At 33.4% G+C, this 17,143-nt stretch carries 20 protein-coding genes and 1 pseudogene; 14 read left to right on the top strand and 7 right to left on the bottom strand.

The window, feature by feature from the left end; genetic code table 11:
* Window positions 1-346 precede the first annotated feature (346 nt).
* The 9 genes and pseudogenes from CHB80_RS12020 to CHB80_RS11980 all read left to right on the top strand — a co-directional run bounded on the left by CHB80_RS12020 (window position 347) and on the right by CHB80_RS11980 (window position 7,970).
* Window positions 347-754, top strand: a complete 408-nt coding sequence (locus CHB80_RS12020; protein WP_143337117.1) for a hypothetical protein — start codon at window positions 347-349, stop codon at window positions 752-754.
* A 210-nt stretch (window positions 755-964) separates the two neighbouring features.
* Window positions 965-1,786: pseudogene (locus CHB80_RS12015) on the top strand (SIR2 family NAD-dependent protein deacylase).
* Between the two features lie 69 nt (window positions 1,787-1,855).
* On the top strand, window positions 1,856-2,551 hold the full coding sequence (locus CHB80_RS12010) for a hypothetical protein (protein WP_143337116.1): 696 nt from the start codon (window positions 1,856-1,858) through the stop codon (window positions 2,549-2,551).
* Between the two features lie 207 nt (window positions 2,552-2,758).
* Complete coding sequence (locus tag CHB80_RS12005) at window positions 2,759-3,976, top strand: DUF418 domain-containing protein (RefSeq protein ID WP_089371711.1); 1,218 nt, start codon at window positions 2,759-2,761, stop codon at window positions 3,974-3,976.
* A gap of 41 nt (window positions 3,977-4,017) precedes the next feature.
* Entirely contained in the window at window positions 4,018-4,338 is a 321-nt protein-coding gene (locus tag CHB80_RS12000) for a hypothetical protein (RefSeq protein ID WP_089371710.1), read from the top strand.
* 77 nt (window positions 4,339-4,415) lie between these two features.
* Window positions 4,416-5,003, top strand: a complete 588-nt coding sequence (locus tag CHB80_RS11995) for a 2OG-Fe(II) oxygenase family protein (RefSeq protein WP_089371709.1) — start codon at window positions 4,416-4,418, stop codon at window positions 5,001-5,003.
* 133 nt (window positions 5,004-5,136) lie between these two features.
* Window positions 5,137-5,517, top strand: a complete 381-nt coding sequence (locus CHB80_RS11990) for a hypothetical protein (protein ID WP_179218144.1) — start codon at window positions 5,137-5,139, stop codon at window positions 5,515-5,517.
* Between the two features lie 214 nt (window positions 5,518-5,731).
* On the top strand, window positions 5,732-7,189 hold the full coding sequence (locus CHB80_RS11985) for an FAD-dependent oxidoreductase (protein ID WP_089371707.1): 1,458 nt from the start codon (window positions 5,732-5,734) through the stop codon (window positions 7,187-7,189).
* A gap of 46 nt (window positions 7,190-7,235) precedes the next feature.
* Window positions 7,236-7,970, top strand: coding sequence for a hypothetical protein (locus CHB80_RS11980; RefSeq protein ID WP_089371706.1), 735 nt, complete (start codon window positions 7,236-7,238; stop codon window positions 7,968-7,970).
* 13 nt (window positions 7,971-7,983) lie between these two features.
* Here the strand turns inward: CHB80_RS11980 and CHB80_RS11975 are convergent, their stop codons facing one another.
* Together CHB80_RS11975 and CHB80_RS11970 are read right to left on the bottom strand one after the other, a co-directional pair.
* The gene (locus CHB80_RS11975; protein ID WP_089371705.1) at window positions 7,984-8,421 is read right to left on the bottom strand and encodes a hypothetical protein; all 438 of its coding nucleotides are present in this window, start codon (window positions 8,419-8,421) and stop codon (window positions 7,984-7,986) included.
* A gap of 6 nt (window positions 8,422-8,427) precedes the next feature.
* Window positions 8,428-9,234: an RNA polymerase sigma factor gene (locus CHB80_RS11970; protein ID WP_179218143.1), complete on the bottom strand. Its 807-nt coding sequence runs from the start codon at window positions 9,232-9,234 to the stop codon at window positions 8,428-8,430.
* 174 nt (window positions 9,235-9,408) lie between these two features.
* Between CHB80_RS11970 and CHB80_RS11965 the strand changes: the two genes are divergently transcribed.
* From CHB80_RS11965 to CHB80_RS11955, 4 genes are all read left to right on the top strand, one after another.
* The gene (locus tag CHB80_RS11965) at window positions 9,409-9,867 is read left to right on the top strand and encodes a TPM domain-containing protein (RefSeq protein ID WP_179218142.1); all 459 of its coding nucleotides are present in this window, start codon (window positions 9,409-9,411) and stop codon (window positions 9,865-9,867) included.
* Between the two features lie 86 nt (window positions 9,868-9,953).
* The gene (locus tag CHB80_RS11960) at window positions 9,954-10,463 is read left to right on the top strand and encodes a hypothetical protein (protein ID WP_143337115.1); all 510 of its coding nucleotides are present in this window, start codon (window positions 9,954-9,956) and stop codon (window positions 10,461-10,463) included.
* 37 nt (window positions 10,464-10,500) lie between these two features.
* Window positions 10,501-10,644: a hypothetical protein gene (locus CHB80_RS24615; RefSeq protein WP_179218141.1), complete on the top strand. Its 144-nt coding sequence runs from the start codon at window positions 10,501-10,503 to the stop codon at window positions 10,642-10,644.
* A gap of 9 nt (window positions 10,645-10,653) precedes the next feature.
* On the top strand, window positions 10,654-11,124 hold the full coding sequence (locus tag CHB80_RS11955) for a DUF1572 domain-containing protein (RefSeq protein ID WP_089371701.1): 471 nt from the start codon (window positions 10,654-10,656) through the stop codon (window positions 11,122-11,124).
* Window positions 11,125-11,170: 46 nt separating this feature from the next.
* Here CHB80_RS11955 and CHB80_RS11950 read toward each other — a convergent pair whose 3' ends face one another.
* Together CHB80_RS11950 and smpB are read right to left on the bottom strand one after the other, a co-directional pair.
* Window positions 11,171-13,672 (bottom strand): DUF5686 and carboxypeptidase regulatory-like domain-containing protein, encoded by a 2,502-nt coding sequence (locus tag CHB80_RS11950; protein ID WP_089371700.1) that lies wholly within the window; start codon window positions 13,670-13,672, stop codon window positions 11,171-11,173.
* Window positions 13,673-13,853: 181 nt separating this feature from the next.
* Complete coding sequence (smpB, locus tag CHB80_RS11945; protein ID WP_089371699.1) at window positions 13,854-14,321, bottom strand: SsrA-binding protein SmpB; 468 nt, start codon at window positions 14,319-14,321, stop codon at window positions 13,854-13,856.
* A 90-nt stretch (window positions 14,322-14,411) separates the two neighbouring features.
* Between smpB and CHB80_RS11940 the strand changes: the two genes are divergently transcribed.
* Window positions 14,412-15,203, top strand: a complete 792-nt coding sequence (locus tag CHB80_RS11940) for a DUF6503 family protein (RefSeq protein WP_089371698.1) — start codon at window positions 14,412-14,414, stop codon at window positions 15,201-15,203.
* A gap of 4 nt (window positions 15,204-15,207) precedes the next feature.
* Here the strand turns inward: CHB80_RS11940 and CHB80_RS11935 are convergent, their stop codons facing one another.
* The 3 genes from CHB80_RS11935 to CHB80_RS11930 all read right to left on the bottom strand — a co-directional run bounded on the left by CHB80_RS11935 (window position 15,208) and on the right by CHB80_RS11930 (window position 17,111).
* Window positions 15,208-15,744: a SixA phosphatase family protein gene (locus tag CHB80_RS11935; protein ID WP_089371697.1), complete on the bottom strand. Its 537-nt coding sequence runs from the start codon at window positions 15,742-15,744 to the stop codon at window positions 15,208-15,210.
* Window positions 15,745-16,141: 397 nt separating this feature from the next.
* Window positions 16,142-16,270 carry a hypothetical protein gene (locus tag CHB80_RS25015; protein ID WP_262486176.1) on the bottom strand — a complete coding sequence of 43 codons (129 nt, stop codon included), beginning with the start codon at window positions 16,268-16,270 and terminating at the stop codon, window positions 16,142-16,144.
* A gap of 142 nt (window positions 16,271-16,412) precedes the next feature.
* Entirely contained in the window at window positions 16,413-17,111 is a 699-nt protein-coding gene (locus CHB80_RS11930; RefSeq protein WP_089371696.1) for a metallophosphoesterase family protein, read from the bottom strand.
* Between the last annotated feature and the right edge of the window lie 32 nt (window positions 17,112-17,143).

Genomic DNA, 17,143 nt, shown 5'->3' with positions numbered 1-17,143 from the left:
CAAGTTCAGAATGACGACAAATATCTATAGTATAAAACTGTTACTGCAAATCATAGATAGATATCTATATGATTTTTAAAAATTCCGCTTGCGCGAAAACATTCCCAGCAAGTTTTACCATGGGTATAGAAACCTGTAATAAAATAGCATGCCTATCCTATATATTTACTATACACCCTAATCGTTTATAATGGTTAGAATCCTTTACAATTTCTAATCTACACTTAAAACATACTCATAAACAATACACTACATCACTATCTATTAAAATTTACTGTAGCTTTGTAAGTGACGCTATACAATAGAAATAACGTATGGTAATGATATAAACTAGTTGGCATTCATTATGAGAAATTACCTAAAACTAATCTTTTTTGTCACTATTCTATTCACACTCTTTAGTATGAGTCAGATGGAAAACATATTTACAATATCAATTGACGATATTAAGTCTGTGATGAATTCTGATAAAAAGGAATTTGTAGTCCATAAAAATCAAAACAAAAAATTGAAAATTTCATCTACATTATTACCTAAAACTACAGACATTATGATTTGGAAAAAAAGCCAATATGAATTAATGGTAAATTGTAGTAGACAAGGTGGGTGTGGCGCCGAATCTATGAATTTAAAATTTTCTTTAGGAGACAACTTCTATTTATTTGATTTAAAAGATTTTAACATTGGGTCATATAAATTATTTTATTCTGTAAAAGATGATGAAATGATAGTATTTGATTTATTAGTGAAATAACGAAATGCCAACACGGTGTATAAAAAATAGCTAATAAGTGCTTAACCGAAAGGCTTGTGTATTTTTACTAAGTCCGCCAAATTTTTAATTTGGCTTTTAAAAAATGAGAAATTAAAACAAAATATAAAAATTCGGCTCTGTGTTAATCCGAAATGTTAGTGTCTTTTTATACGCTACATTTCATACACAAGTCCGTTCTATGTAATTTGAATGAACCAACTAAATGACATAATAAAAGAAGTATTATCAAAAGAGAAACGAAATAAATTCACTTTCCTAACTGGTGCTGGAATTTCTGCTGACAGTGGAATTCCAACATACCGTGGATCGGACGGAATATGGGTTAAAGGAACTAAGTATCATAAACCCGAAGAATTTGGAACATATAAATACTTTATAAAAAATCAAGAAGAAGTTTGGCAATACACTTTGTTTAGAAAAAAAATGATTGAAAATGCTAAACCGAATGAAAGTCATAAAATACTTGCTGACCTTGAAAAAATATTAGGCGATAGATTCCATTTGATAACGCAAAATATTGACAATCTTCATAGAAGAGCTGGAAACAAAAACATTTATTAAGTTCACGGAAATTATAGAGAGGTGAAATGCTCAATAGATTGCAAAGAGATCTTACCTATTCCAAACAATCTATCTGGAAAAGATATTACAGAAGAACTTAGAAAAGATGAAATTGATTATCTAAAATGTCCTGAATGTGGGAATTGGTTAAGACCAAATATTTTGTGGTTTGACGAATATTATGATGAAAAAACTAATAAGAAATTTAGTTCTTTGAAAGTAGCTAAAAATAGTGGAGTACTATTTATAGTTGGTACATCGGGAGCAACAAATTTACCTATAGAAATTGCTCGTACAACTTTAAAATATGGTGGATATGTGGTTGATATGAATATTGAGGACAACCATTTTACGGAACTACTAAAAGATAAGAAAAGAGCCATAATAGTAAGAGAAAAAAGTAGTGATATACTTCCTATAATAAAAGAACAAATAGAAAAAGGTGCATAGTTCATAGCTACCTTTCGGGATAGCTACGAAACTATACACGAATCGTTATGCAACATTAAAACAAACGCTTTGAAAAAAATAATAAAATTTACTTTAATAATAGTTGGGTTGATTTGTTTTTCTCAATGTCAAAAAAAAGTAAATATCTCTAAAGAGATTGCTTATAATGGAAAACCAAAGATTGATCTTGATAGTCTAAAAAGTTTAGACAGTTTAGATATTGACTTCCAACTAAGAGGAAATTGCTACGCATTTAGCAGTAATAAAAATGCTGAAAAATCAAATGGAGAAGCGCATTCAGAGAATATTGCCAAACCCAACAATGGAAAGTTTGACAAGGGATTATTCGGACTTTATCTAAGCGAAAATGAACTTCAAAAAGTGTATAAAAAAAATATTGGTCACACACTTTACTTAATCAACACAACTAACAAGAATATTGATTTATCTGCTCAAGATAGCAGACTCGACATAAAAACAGAAGTCAAATCCAAGATAGGTTTATGGACTGAAATTACCTATCTTCCATCCAGTTCGTGTGGAAATAGCTATCACACAATTACTCTTGGTTCAGAGGAATATTGGGAGTTTGTGCAACCAATATTTAAAGGGAGTTTCAAAACAACCCTTCGCTATAAATTGGAAATAGATAATAACACAATTGTTTCTAATGAGATAGTCACATTTATTAATCCAGAACAATTAGATAAAGAAAGAAAAGAAGGTCATCACCCTAACAATCTAATGGATCCTTATGATGAATAAAACCAATCATAACCGAAACGTCCATAACTCTAATAAAAACAACCACTTCTCTTTAAGGTTCATTTTCTTTTACTACATTTAGGAAGCGCTATGATAGTTGTATGATAAACAGCAATATGATAGCGTTCAGAATTGCTTTTCGTGAACCCGTCTACCGATAGGAAGGAGCGAAAAAAGACATAAATAACATCAATCAATCCAATCAATATGTCATCTTCAAAATTACCCAGAATTGAAATTATAGATGCCCTTCGTGGGTTTGCACTTGCAGGAATATTAATCTGCCATATGGTAGAGCAATATTTGGGCGCAGCACCTCCACCAGGTCACTCTGAAGCAGTGAGTATTGGAGTATCAGATCAAATCATAGATGGGTTTATAGGCATTATGATGCGAGGAAAGTTTCTTGCACTATTTTCCTTTTTATTTGGACTTAGTTTCTTTATCCAAATGGATAATGGTGCCAAAAAAGGCAAAGCCTTTGGGATTAGATTCCTATGGAGATTATTATTACTTCTAGCTATCGGGTATGTACACAGCCTATTCTACAGAGGTGATATCCTCACCATTTATGCTATGCTCGGAATCTTTCTTATTCCATTTTATAAGATCAATAACAAATGGGTATTGGGTATTGCGGCACTTTTATTTCTGGGACTTGGGAGATACATTGTATTTTTCCTTACACAAGGAGAACACCTGTTCTTAGATGTAAATCCTATGGATATGGAAAGTGCGCATGTAGCCGACTATTACAATATTTTAAAAAGTGGAACTATTGGAGACGTATTTGCCACCAATAGTTGGGAAGGTCATTTGGATAAAATGAATTTCCAATATGGCGTCTTTGGGCGTGGGTATTTTACATTTGGTTTCTTCCTTATAGGTTTATATGTAGGACGCTCAGGTTTCTTTACACGCTTTCGCGAAAGCAAAAAATTCACCAAAAAAGTACTCATCTGGTCGCTTGTTTTGTTTGTCGTATCCCTTGGAATTACAGCCGGTGCTTTTATGAGCATGGGACCTGAAGCTGGAATGGACAATTGGTTAGCAATGATTGGACTTGCAGGATATGATTTAAATAATGTAGCGATGACGTTTATATATCTTGCACTCTTTGTAATCTTATATCGAAAAAGTAAACTAGAAAAATGGTTGGCAACGTTGGCACCTTATGGAAGAATGGCATTAACCAATTATGTGATGCAAAGCATATTGGGTACGCTACTACTCTATGGCTGGGGATTAGGTTTTATAGGTGAACTATCTAATACTTATACTTTTATAATAGCCATTGCACTTATTGTAATACAAGCTTGGATTAGTAAAATCTGGTTACAATACTTTAAATACGGACCGCTAGAATGGTTATGGCGAAGTCTTACTTTCTTTAAAATTTTTACGATAAAAAAGAAGACCACTTAAAACACATAACAACATTTAAAAACGATCTTAAAAATAAAAATATGTTAGGAATACTATTACTCTACTGGATAGGTAAATACTTTTACAAATTAGCAGAAGAGCACAATAAGAGCAAATGGGGATTTGCTATTTTAGGAATTATTACATACTACGTTGGCACCTTTTTATTTGGTATTATTCTAGGCATAGTAATAGAACAATTTTCACCAGGATTTGTAGAGTCTATTGATGAAATGTTATTAGGCATCATATTACTTCCTTTTGGAATTTTAAGTTGTTACATATTTTATAAACTTTTGGAAAATTCTTGGAAAGAAGATCTAAAAGGTCCCAACACTACTGACTTTATACAAAGAAATTAATAACAGGTAAATACCCTTGCAATAGAATACAATCAATTTTGTAGGTTTAAAATTATTTAAAAACAATACCACACACCATGGCAATAAACTATTCATTTGGTCTTCCTCTTAAACATAATTTTGCAGAATATATTTATTATCAAGGATTATTTCTTCCGCATGAAATAGACAGAATCCTAAGCTTTTGGGATGATAGTAAAACCATAGAAGCAACCGTTTCTGGAAAAGGAAAACCAGATGAAGAACTCCGAAAGAGTTCGGTGATGTTTATAGATCATATCCCAGAAAATGAGTGGATTTATAAAAAACTAGCAGACCTTGCCATGCATTGTAATAATGAACGGTATTGGTTTGATTTATTAGGCTTTCATCAAGAATTACAATTAACAAGATATTCTGAAGGTGATTTTTTTGATTGGCATTTAGATTTTGGCGCTGGAGAGATCTCGGCTCGAAAACTAAGCATGACCATTCAATTATCAGACCCTGATGAATATGAAGGTGGTGATTTACAATTTATGATTAATCAAAAAGTGGTCAGTGCTCCTCGCGAAAAAGGAACGATTATTATCTTTCCATCCTTTATTATTCATAGAGTTACGCCTATCACTAAAGGCACACGTCAATCTATTGTAGGATGGGTTTCTGGACCTCCGTATAGGTAGAATAGTAAATCAAAAACTAGAAATGACGAAAATCAACTTTATAAAATCAATAACTGATTTACTAAAAGAAAACAATAAAGTTTTAACCTTTGTTCGAATTCCCAACTCTGGGAGCAATCGAAATTATTTCTTTATGGAGAACATTAATGACCTGAACGAACTATTGAGCAGGAGTAATGCGAGTGATTCTATAACTGTATTTAAAACAATTAATGAACTGAATAATGGATTAGTAACTGAGCTATTTATAAAAAACTTAATAACATCTCAATCTCACAATAATTTTAAAACTGAATTGTTAATTGTAAATAATACGTACAGAGAATATCAAAAAAATGGTATTTCGAAATGGGCAATTGTTGAGAACATTGATGAACTTAAAGAAGAACTGACAGATAGTATGAATGAAAAAGTATCAATATTGCCAGAACCAGATTTTTGTGATGAGCAAAATACGTTTCATTTATATGTTCCTGATAAATATGGTATAAGTAAACCTGGGGCATCTTACTGAAAACCCGTTCTAAAGCTTCATACAACAACTTCTACTAAGTGAAATTTTATTTTTTTGCTTTCGCGAAATTGCGCTTGCGAGATTCATGGCTAAGAGGAAAACATAGCCTTAAAGCCTATACTACCTCTTATTATTTTAAATTATATTTATAAAAAATTAGAAAGCGCATACCCTTTAACATATAAAAGTCATCATTTGTATTGCGTGAAGAATCATGAAAAAGATAGCAACGGAAACGCATAACTGGACGACTTGTCAAGAATGTAAAGGGCATGGGAAAAAAAGGCGACGTATTCGTAAGAAAGTACGACTTCAGTATAAGAAGGATCTAGAAACGTTTGAAAAAACAAAGGGACAAGGAATAGCACCCGTTTCGCCGAAAGGCAAATTATATCCCTGCCCCAACTGTGGCGGATCTGGATTACTCCCATCTGATACCTACCCTATCCCAGATACAGAAAACTACCCGCACATTGCTATTATAGGAGGTGGTATTGGCGGTGTTGCACTGGCGGTGGCATGCTTACATCGCAAGATTCCTTTTACGTTATATGAACGTGATACGAGCTTTGATGAACGATCGCAAGGCTATGGACTCACCTTGCAACAAGCAAGTAAAGCTATTCAAGGATTTGGGATTTCTTCCCTAAAAGAAGGGGTTGTATCTACAAGACATCTCGTACATACTACTGATGGAAAAATACTAGGAGAATGGGGAATGAGAAAATGGGTGGAATCTGATGTAAAAACTACTCCAAAACGTACCAATATTCATATAGCTAGGCAATCTTTACGCTTAGCGTTACTAGAACAACTTCAAGAACAGGACAACGTACAATGGGGACATCAGCTCATTGATTTCAAAGAACATAAAAACGAAGGCGTAGACCTTAGTTTTCAAGTAAATGGAACGATGAAAAATGCCAAAGCAGATCTGATTGTAGGAGCAGATGGTATACGAAGTACAGTCCGAAAACTACTCATCGGTGAAGAGAGAACTCCTTTACGTTATTTAGATTGTATTGTCATTTTGGGTATTTGTCCGCTAGAAGCACTCAAAAATGTAGACAGTCCCCTACTCGACTCAGCTACTGTTTTTCAAACAGCAAATGGAAATGAACGGATCTATATGATGCCATTTACTTCAGACGCTATCATGTGGCAATTAAGTTTTCCAATGTCTGAAAAAGAAGCAAAAGCATTAAGTGAGCAAGGAGCTGAAGCATTAAAAGAAGAAGCATGTCGCAGAACACAGTGGCATGACCCCATTCCTCAGATTATGGAGGCAACCCATCCAATGCAAATTTCTGGATATCCTGTCTACGATCGAGAGCTTCTTACGCCAGAGTTATTACAAAAGGGTGAAAAAGTAACGCTGATAGGTGATGCCGCACATCCCATGAGCCCGTTTAAAGGGCAGGGAGCTAATCAAGCATTATTAGATGCCTTAGCACTCGCTAGAGAAATTTCTAAAGAATGCAGGCCTTTATCTGGATGGAGAGAAACTGGCATACGACATAGTGTATTAACCGCATTTGAAACAGAAATGTTAACCCGTAGTGCTTCCAAAGTAAAAGACTCGGCAGATGCAGCACAATTCTTACATTCTGAAATTGTACTTCATGAAGGTAATGAACCTAGAGGACGGGTTTTAAAGAGGAAAGATGCGTAATTTTAGAATACTTTAAAATCTACATAAGTAACGTAATACGACAATTATGGGTAGAGACACCTGGTTTTATAAATTAGATAAAATAAAAGCGAGAGAAGTTCTTCTTCCAGATTTAAAAGATCCGCATAAATTACCTATAACATTTAAAAAATTCTGTTATGATAGAAAATGGATTAGTTCTAAAGGTTATGAGGAATCAATAAAAGTAATTTCAGAGGATATAAATCAAATTAATCCTATAAACTTATTCCGCATTATTCAATATGTTGGCCTAACGATAAAGCCATTAGAAAAACAATCCACTCTTGATAAGTATGGTATACACGAAATTCTCTATTTAGGAAGAGACAATGCATATGCATTCATGTATCATTTCAGTGATCTTATAATTGCTCAAAGAATTGATGATAATTATAATATAAAGCAGGAATTGTTTATGATATTTGTAAACTATATCATCATACTTACTTTAGAATTTGTGGTTATGACTCATGATATAGATGATAAAATTAAGCCATACATCATTGAAGCAAATCGTCTAAAAAAATTAATAAAAAAAGAGCCCTATATTCAACGAGCATTAACAGAAGTAGTGCCCGATATTTATAAGCAATGGATCGATTATGAGAACAGTACAGATCCAGATAAATATAATTCGATAGAATTTCCATATGACTATTGGATTTGTGAGTTAGCATATGGTTTTTTAATTCATTTTATTGAAATCAAAAACTCTATCAAAAAAGAAAATACCAACATTATTATTATCGACTCCATATAAAATCACCTATCTCTTATCTCTTATCTACCCTCTTATACAACCTATAAGCTATCCAGGCGCCTACTAGCATTTCTAACAAGCTCAATGGCAATGTAATGAGAAGAATACTCCATTCGGATAATCCCATATTTGCTGTGGCCACCCAAAAGATCACAAAAACAGCCATCCAAACGAATATCCCTGCACCCCAAACAGATGTATGAGTATTTCCAAAAGAACGAGCAAATAACCAAAAAACAAACACAAGTACCGCCGTCAATAACGTATCCCACAATCCCCAAATAGAAAAAATCCCCATATTCATGTCTGCAATTCCTGATTGATATTGAAAAAAAGATTTCACTCGAGGCATGACAAGTACAAAGTATCTGAACACTTCAGATATGTTGATCCAAATACTTACCAATAATGTAATGATCACAAACTGCTTGAGATTAAAAGGTGACTTCATAATTTTTTAGGTGATTAAAATGGTTTCTTTTATCGTTTTCATAATAGTTTCAGGAGCAGGAATAGCTGGGGTAGCGCGATAAATAGCAATTGCTTTCTCTAAGTCTCCTATTTGATCAACGAGATCTATACTTCGCTTTGTAAACTGGGCAAACCGAAGATTATTAGGATTGATGACTTTTTGATGGGTTAGAAAATCTATTTTCTTATGACATCGACAAGGGTTTTCTGAATTGACTAAGCCACATTTATTTGTTAGGAAATTTCTTATTTTCTGTCTAGATCGAGAAAGTTTCTTTCTAAAATTATCTGGAGTAATTGTAAGAATAGCCGCGCCTTCTTTACTACTAAACTCTAAAATCTCAGCAAGAATATATACCAACCGGTCACTGGAGTTTAAACAAAGTAATAAGCCTTGTGTACAACTTACTTTTACTTCTTCTTCTAAAAGTGCAAGTTCACCTGCATTTTTAGCATAGGATACCGTATCCGATTGTCCTGAGTCAATTAAAACCGCATATTCCTTAAAAGGCATCGCAAACTCCTTCGATTTTTTCCCTTTATAGGTAATCAGATAATTTGTTGCAATACGATACACCCATGTTGTAAACTGACTCTGATAGTGAAACGTACTTAAATGTGTAATTACCTTAATTAAAATCTCTTGAGTAGCATCTTTTGCATCTTCTGGAAAGAGCAACATCTTTAAGGAAAGATTATATATCAAATCATTAATCTCAAGAATGACCAACTCTAAAGATTGCTTATCTCCTGCATTTGCCTTTTTTACCAGTTTGGTTAGATTGTTCTTCATATTCTTTACTTTAGACAAATAAAAGATAGTCATTGTGACAAAATAGATAGGAAATTTAGAAAAAGGTTTTGATGGTTGAACTTAATTGAAAGAATAATGTTTAAAAAGCAACTCATAATTATAATAGTATTAGCCTGCATTACGTGTTGTAAAGGGTACTCACAAAAACCAGAAATGATGCGAGCAGATTCTATTGTAGAGATTGTGGACTCTCAAGAACACATATTTCCTAAATCTATAGGGATTATTAATGATTACGAACACATATTTACAGAAAATCAAATCAAAGTGTTATCGGATCATCTCTATCAATATGACCTAACTACTACACGTCAAATTGTAGTTATAACTATTGATGATCTCTCCCCGTATGAAGATTCCCAACAATATGCGACAGCCATCGGAAACGATTGGGGAGTTGGAGATCCAAACAAAGACAATGGCCTAATCATTGTTTTTAGTAGCGCATTACGCAAAGTAGGTATCGCTACAGGATATGGAACAGAACATATACTCACTGATGAAATCTGTAAAGAAGTAATAGATGATATTATGATACCTAAGTTTAAAGATGCACAATACTATGAGGGTATCCAAAAAGGAATAGAAGCACTTATTAAAGCATGGAATTAACGACTACTCTTTACTAAAAAATAACTAGCAAATTAGTTTTAACTAAAAACTTAGTTATATTTGAATTCTAATAGAACTACTATCCTATGAAATCAACAACTATTCTTATGCTATCTTTTCTTTTTGTATGTATAAGCTGTCAACAAAATACACCAGTAAAAAAAGAACCTAGCCCAAAAGAAACACCTTCTATTCAGGTATTTAATTTTGATAATGAAACCGATCGTGCAGCCTATCAAGCATTAAAGTTAGACAGTTCGCATCCCAATCTATTAAATCCACAAATAGCACCTGAAATGTATACTGAAGTAAGCTCTTCTTGGAGTGAACTGCATCAAAACATAGGTACCTACTTAAACGAAAAAGAGTTCTCTTGGGGTGTTAAAGATTCTACCATTACGATTGTTCAGAAATTCTATTTTACACCAGAAGGTCAAATCAAAAGTTATTTTTTTAATATCAGAAATAAGAATGTAACCGATAGTATTAAGCAACAATTTGGTAAGTATATCGCTGATTTTGCTAAAGATCATCGTATCATGATTACCCGAGAAACTCCTTTTGCACAATGTGGAAAAACAAGATATTTAAATTAATAAAATGATGTATTTTAGAAGTACAAAAACAAATGCAATGAAAAATCATAAAGAGACATCAGTTAAGGAGTTTACAGGTACTTTATTAACACATAACGAATTACGTATATTACAAGGAGGTAACTCTACTGTAATCCCTAATGGTGAAGCTGATGCCGCACTTCAATGGGAATCGCAATAAGTATTGATTATGAATACAGCAAAACACATCGCCAAACATTTAAGAGATGTTTATTTTTCGGGAAACTGGACCGCTTCTAATCTTAAAAATCAACTTGCAGATGTGACGTGGCAAGAAGCGACTACACAAGTTTATAAATGTAACACCATTGCAACACTTGCCTATCACATCCATTATTATGTAAATACCGTTACTCAAGTATTGGAAGGTGGACCTTTAGATGGAAAAGACAAATTTAGTTTTGACCACCCTCCTATTCAATCCAAAGAAGATTGGGATACCTTCTTAGAAAAAACTTATACGGCCGCAGATCATTTCGCATCGCTTATAGAACAGCTTCCTGAAGATGCTATTTGGGAGGAATTTATTGATCCTAAGTATGGGAATTACTATCGTAACTTACAAGGTATTGTTGAGCATACCCATTATCATTTAGGACAAATTGCCATTCTTAAAAAGATCGTGAGAGCACAGCCTTAAAGCATATAGATATCTACTGTATTCGTTAATATGCTATGTGTTAAGATTAAAAACTCAGTCCAAACACAAAAGCACCGTCATTAGCGCCTAATCCAGAAGAACGTACATAATCTACACGTAGAAAACGAAATTTACCCCATCCTAGATTATCCAATCCAATAGAGTATTCTGTATACGGTCTATTATCTGCTGTACTAAGCACATGAGCTCCTGCAACAAGATTAAAATTAAGTTTATTTAATCCTGGTATTTTACCTAACACCCATCCTTTAAAGTTATGTTCTACATGACCTGCAAAGTAGCCTTGATTGGTACTACGTTCATAATACGGTAAAAGGTTAAAGCGATTTAAACTACTTCCGTCTAGATTTACTCTCGTTTGATTTCCATTAAAATGTTGGTAATCTATAAAACTAGCACCACTTGCTGAGTTTAAAAAAGTTCCTGCATTTAATGCATATCGAAAACGACCTTTGTTTCCTATATTAAACCCTTGTCGTAAACTAGCACTTAATTGTGTAAAATTAAACCGATCTTCATCTGCTCCTAGTCCACCTTCATAGGTTAAAAATAAGGTAGGATAACGATCATTTGGGATATTAAATTTTCCTGTAGGGTAATTATAATACTTCTGACCAAAATTAATACGCGCACTTAATCTTGTTTTTACAATTGTGTGGTCTATAACTCCTGTAGGGTCTTGAGGAAAAAGGTTTTGAGGATCTCGCGGATTATTACTTGTAAAGACAATATCTTGTTTTGGATAAAAGGTCTGATCTGTGGTATTGGCAAGCCCTTTACGATCTTCATAGCTTACACTTCCCCATAATCGGAGGCCATTAAAAATTTCTTGAGAGTAGGCCACATCTACAAAAGAACGCTCATAGATTTTTAAATAATTTCGCTCAAAGTATAAAGAAGCTATCGTATTGACGGTATTTGAAATAGGCTCATTTGCATTAAATTGTTTGGTTTCGACTCCTCCTATAACACTTAAAACTGCTCTCTTCTTTTGGTCAAATTGTCTTGTAAATCCAGCTCTATAACGTAATCTATCATCAGAGAAGCCATAGTTTACTTTCGCGAAAGCGTATAATGTCTTTGTATAATCATCATCACTCCACGCAAAATAATTAAGTCCTGTCTCTCCATTCCAACCTTGCACAGTGTTATAATGTATTGTATTTAAAATGCCTTCATAACTTAAACGCCAACGTTTATAGGTATTGGTATATGAATAGCCCGTGATAGGGTCTAAAATTCTGAATTTATTACTACGCCCATCGATAGAGTCTAGATATTTTTTAGACTTTCTAATTACTTGGATACTATCTTTTTTAAGATAATCATCTGTTTCTTCAATGGTTAAGGGTACTGGTCGTTTTTCTTCCCAATAAAGACTATCTTTTTTATTAGCTTCATCTGCAAAAGAAAGTACTTCATTGGTAAAGGACTTTTTTGTAAAATTAGGCTCAAAGTCATAATCGCTATATCCAGCTGTAAACCGTCCATCGCCTTTTAATCCAAAGAGACCAAAACTAAAATCAATGACTTGAGAGATTTTTACCCATTGTTTATAGGTCTCATCATACTTAAAGTTTTGTTTAAAATTGAGGCTTTCTACAATAGGAACTTGAATGGCTTCGCCATTGGTTGCAAGGTCTACACCATATAACTGCCACTCGTCTTCTACAATATAAATAAGACCACTAAAGACACGATCTTTGGGCCTACGAGGAGTTACTTCAATTTTATTGATAATCTTTCCTTGCTCATAAAAAGTCCCCACAAGCTTATATTTATAATAGGAAAATGCGTTTATCCCTATAGGCGATATAAGCTGTGTATTAATATCTATCGTATTTTCATAAAAAGAGAAATTGGCATCGATTGCTGTGTTAAAGCTAAACCCATTATCATCTCCACTTACTTTACTCGCAATGATTTTTTCTGAAAAATTATTAGGACGCTGATACGCTATTTCTGAAATAGTTTCACTTAAATAGATAATACCTGTACGTGTAGAATCCAGACCACCTCCTAAGTCTCCCACTTCTTGACCTAAGAATTTTTCTGGAGCATTCTTTACTTGCCACAATCCTCTTGAATAGAAGTTAGCCGTATACTCACTTAGTTTTTCTAAATTGGCCTTTCGATTAGCAATAGCGGCACGTACTACCCTATCGGCGGGATTTACTCCTGCTTCTACAATCACCTCATCAAGTGAGGTTGTTTCAGGTATTAAAACCACATCTAGTGTATAACGGGAGTTTTTTGTTGAAATCTCTTTTCGTACTGTGGTATAGCCCAAAAATTGAAAAACGACTGTATACGTTTGCTCGGTAGCATTTGTACCTGCTCCAGCACCTAAGACATCTAGTTCATATTCGCCATCGCCATTGGTGGTGGTTCCTTCTTTAGAATCTTCTAAATAAATATTTACAAAAGGGAGTGATTCTCCTTTATCATCACGTACTGTACCCACAATTTGAGCAGAGACGATAGAAACAAAAAAAGAGAAAAGGAGGGTTAGTGTAGTTTTAGTCATGATTGTTTTTTAGTTAGCGCATCAAAGAAACTATACTTAAGAACGCTAACTTCTTAAAAAAATGTTAGTTGTGATTACTTTAGGAAGGTAAAAAAAACATAATTATCTAATTTACATATAATTAAAAATTAATTTTTTAATTTATTTTAGATAATTGACTATTAGAAGTGCTATTGATTTTCTAATTATTAAACGCCTTTTTAATACGGCTTAAATCTCGTTTATTATCACGGTCTTTAATGACTTCACGTTTATCATAATTTTTCTTACCCCTAGCTAATGCGATTTCTAATTTGGCAAATCCTTTCTCATTTGTAAATAGCCGAAGTGGTACAATAGTCAATCCAGATTTCTTGATCTCTCGTTCCCATTTTTTAAGTTCGCGTTTATTTAATAAAAGTTTACGCTCACTTTTGGGTTTGTGATTAAAATAAGTAGCATGCGAATATTCTTGTATGGTCATATTGATCACAAATAGTTCTTGATGATCATTAAATTCACAAAAACTTTCGGCAATAGATGCTTTTCCTTCTCTTATGGATTTAATCTCAGTACCAGCAAGTACAATACCTGCCGTGAGTCTATCTAAAATCTCATATTCAAAGCGTGCACGCTTATTTAATATATTTACTGTATTTGGTTTTGACATCAGGACAAATGTAATGAAAATGCTACTTTTGAGACTGAATACTATTTCCAAAATTAATACGATATACATACGAACATATTTTATCTCATTATGATCTCAAAAAATAGCGCTCAAAAGTTCTTTACAACACATAACCTAGTAAGTATTATTGCATTCATAGGCATTCTAATACTTGCTTCTTGCTCTCCCAAAACACCTAGTGTTCAAGAGATTGTAGACAGCGCCATTGCACAAAGTGGAGGACCAACTATTGATAATGCAAGTATTCATTTTAAGTTTAGAGATCATTATTATAGAGCTACTCGTGAGAATGGACAACGTACTTTTGAGCGTTGCATGGATAAAGAATGTATCCTACAACGTGATGTATTAGATAGTAAAGGGGACTTTACACGCTTTCGCGAAAGCGCACCCATACAGGTTCCCGATAGTATGAAACAGCGATATGCAAACAGTGTGAATTCTGTACATTACTTTTCAGTATTACCCTATGGTCTAAACGATCCTGCGGTGACGAAAGAACTCATTGACATACATGACGTAAAAGGACAGTCGTATTACCGCATAAAAGTAACTTTTGCACAAGAAGGAGGTGGTGAAGATTTCCAAGATCAATATATGTATTGGATCGCTACTGATGATTATACCGTAGATTATATTGCTTACAACTACCAAGTAGATGAAGGTGGTACTCGTTTTAGAGAGGCTTTTAATGAGCGTATTGTCAATGGTGTACGCTTTGTGGATTATCGTAATTATAAGCCAAAAACACAGTTTCCTCCGCTCACAGATTTAGATGCGCAATTTGAAAATAATGAACTGAAACTATTATCTACTATAGAAACGGAAAATCCTGAAGTAATTCCTATCGTGAGTAATTAGGTGATTAATTGATATGTAATACCTGTGCTGATTTTTCATCACCGGTTATTGTAACGATATAGAGATTCCCGTTATTAGAATCATCTATTTGAGCAAAACGCTCTTCTCCTAAAATTGCATTTGTAAATGAAGGTGTTGTATTACTATGTCCTACAACCAATACGGTCTTCCCTTCTGTTGCTTTTTGAAAGTTCTCGTCAAATAACGTTCTTGGATTATAGGACTGTATTTCTAGTCCTTTTTGTGTAGCGGTAGGTGTAGCTGTTTCTTGAGTACGTGCATAATCAGTACTATAAACCATATCCAAAGGAATATCTTTAAATACTTCTGACCAACGATTGGCTCTCGCCTGTCCCGCTTCAATTAATGATGGGTTTCTATTTTCAGGATCACTACGATCTTTTTCGGCATGTCTTATTAAATAATACGTCGTGGTCGTTACTTCTGTGTTAGTAATTTCTACAACTACAGGAGCTGCTTCTTCTTTACAACTAGTAAAAGAAATAACAAAAAGTAATATAGGAAGATATAAATAGCGCATTGTGATATGTATTTAATGTATACGCTAAAATACACTATTCTAGTAAACTCGAAACAGCAAGCAAAACATCTACGTTGATTAGTCGAAGATTATACCATTTTAATATGCGCTTAAAATGATACGGTGCTTATACATTGTCTAGTTTAGTTGAGTTGTAGTGGTGCTACACTAATAACAAATTGAATTTGATATTAGTTTACAAACTTTTAGTTGTATCGCATTCACTCACCATTCCGAGTAATTCTAAAAAAAATTAACTTTTTTTCCTTTTTTCTGTAAGGACGTATAATCCTAGTCGACAGATAGGAAAACAATTCATCATTTTTGATGTTAAAGACATTAAAAATCTGCTATGATGAAGAATGAAATCTGCGTACTTGTACGCAGATTTTGTCTTTTATACTACTGTCATTAATTGAATGAGTGTATATGCGCCTGCAAATGTTGTGGTAAGAATTACGTAAATTCCTAATAATGTGTTACGCCTATAATTCTTTGGTGTTTCTGTTGATACTTCAGTTTTCATAATTATTTTGATTTATTGATTGATACTTAAAAGACGTTTAAAAAAAATATTTGTTACAAGATTTTGTAAAATGCCTCCTGAAGTGTTGATTTTATGGGCTGAATTGTTAAAATAAAGGACTGAAATTATAGGTATACATTGCTTAGTATTTACAATTTTCATCTATATTTTCTTGAAAGTATAGTTTTTGATGCGTTACATCAAATGCGCATAGGTATCCTAAACCTGATTCTTTTTGTTGAGACATAAAAGAGCCACAATCTATATTTAAGACCTGTGTTTTTGCAAGGTCTTGAAATTGTGCTTCTATTTCATATTTGGTTAAAGGAGTGTGTCCGTGTATAATGATCTTATCTTGCAACCATTCATAATTGATGTTTTGATACCAATTACGAATCCACATCAATTCTTCTGTGTTTTCTAAAGGGTTCTCATGTATAAAATTCACCCCAGCATGCACTGCTATAAACGTATCATCTATATGATAAAAAGGTAATGTATTACAAAAATCAATATATGACATAGGAAGTAATTTGAGGTTTTTTAACCCAAAACTCTTTAAAAGTGCTTCATCTCCCATGTCATGCCATCTCCATTTTGTTTCGGCAGTATGATCATTTATAAGCATCTGTTCATGATTTCCTCGTAATGCCACTACTTGATATTGTTGTTCCTGTAGTTCTTGAATATAATCTATCACTCCTTTAGAATCTGGACCTCTATCTATATAATCTCCTAATAAGTATAATGCATCTTCTTTTGTAAAGTGTAGCTGTTCTAATAATGCTTTAAACGTTGCTACACAACCATGAATATCACCAATGCATATTTTTCGACTCATAGCGTAAATATAGAATGTATTTGATTAAATAC

Origin of the sequence: Dokdonia pacifica (assembly GCF_900188275.1) — a bacterium.
GTDB lineage: Bacteria > Bacteroidota > Bacteroidia > Flavobacteriales > Flavobacteriaceae > Dokdonia > Dokdonia pacifica.
The sequence above is the reverse complement of the archived record's forward strand: the minus strand, read 5'-3'. Positions and strand labels throughout refer to the sequence as shown.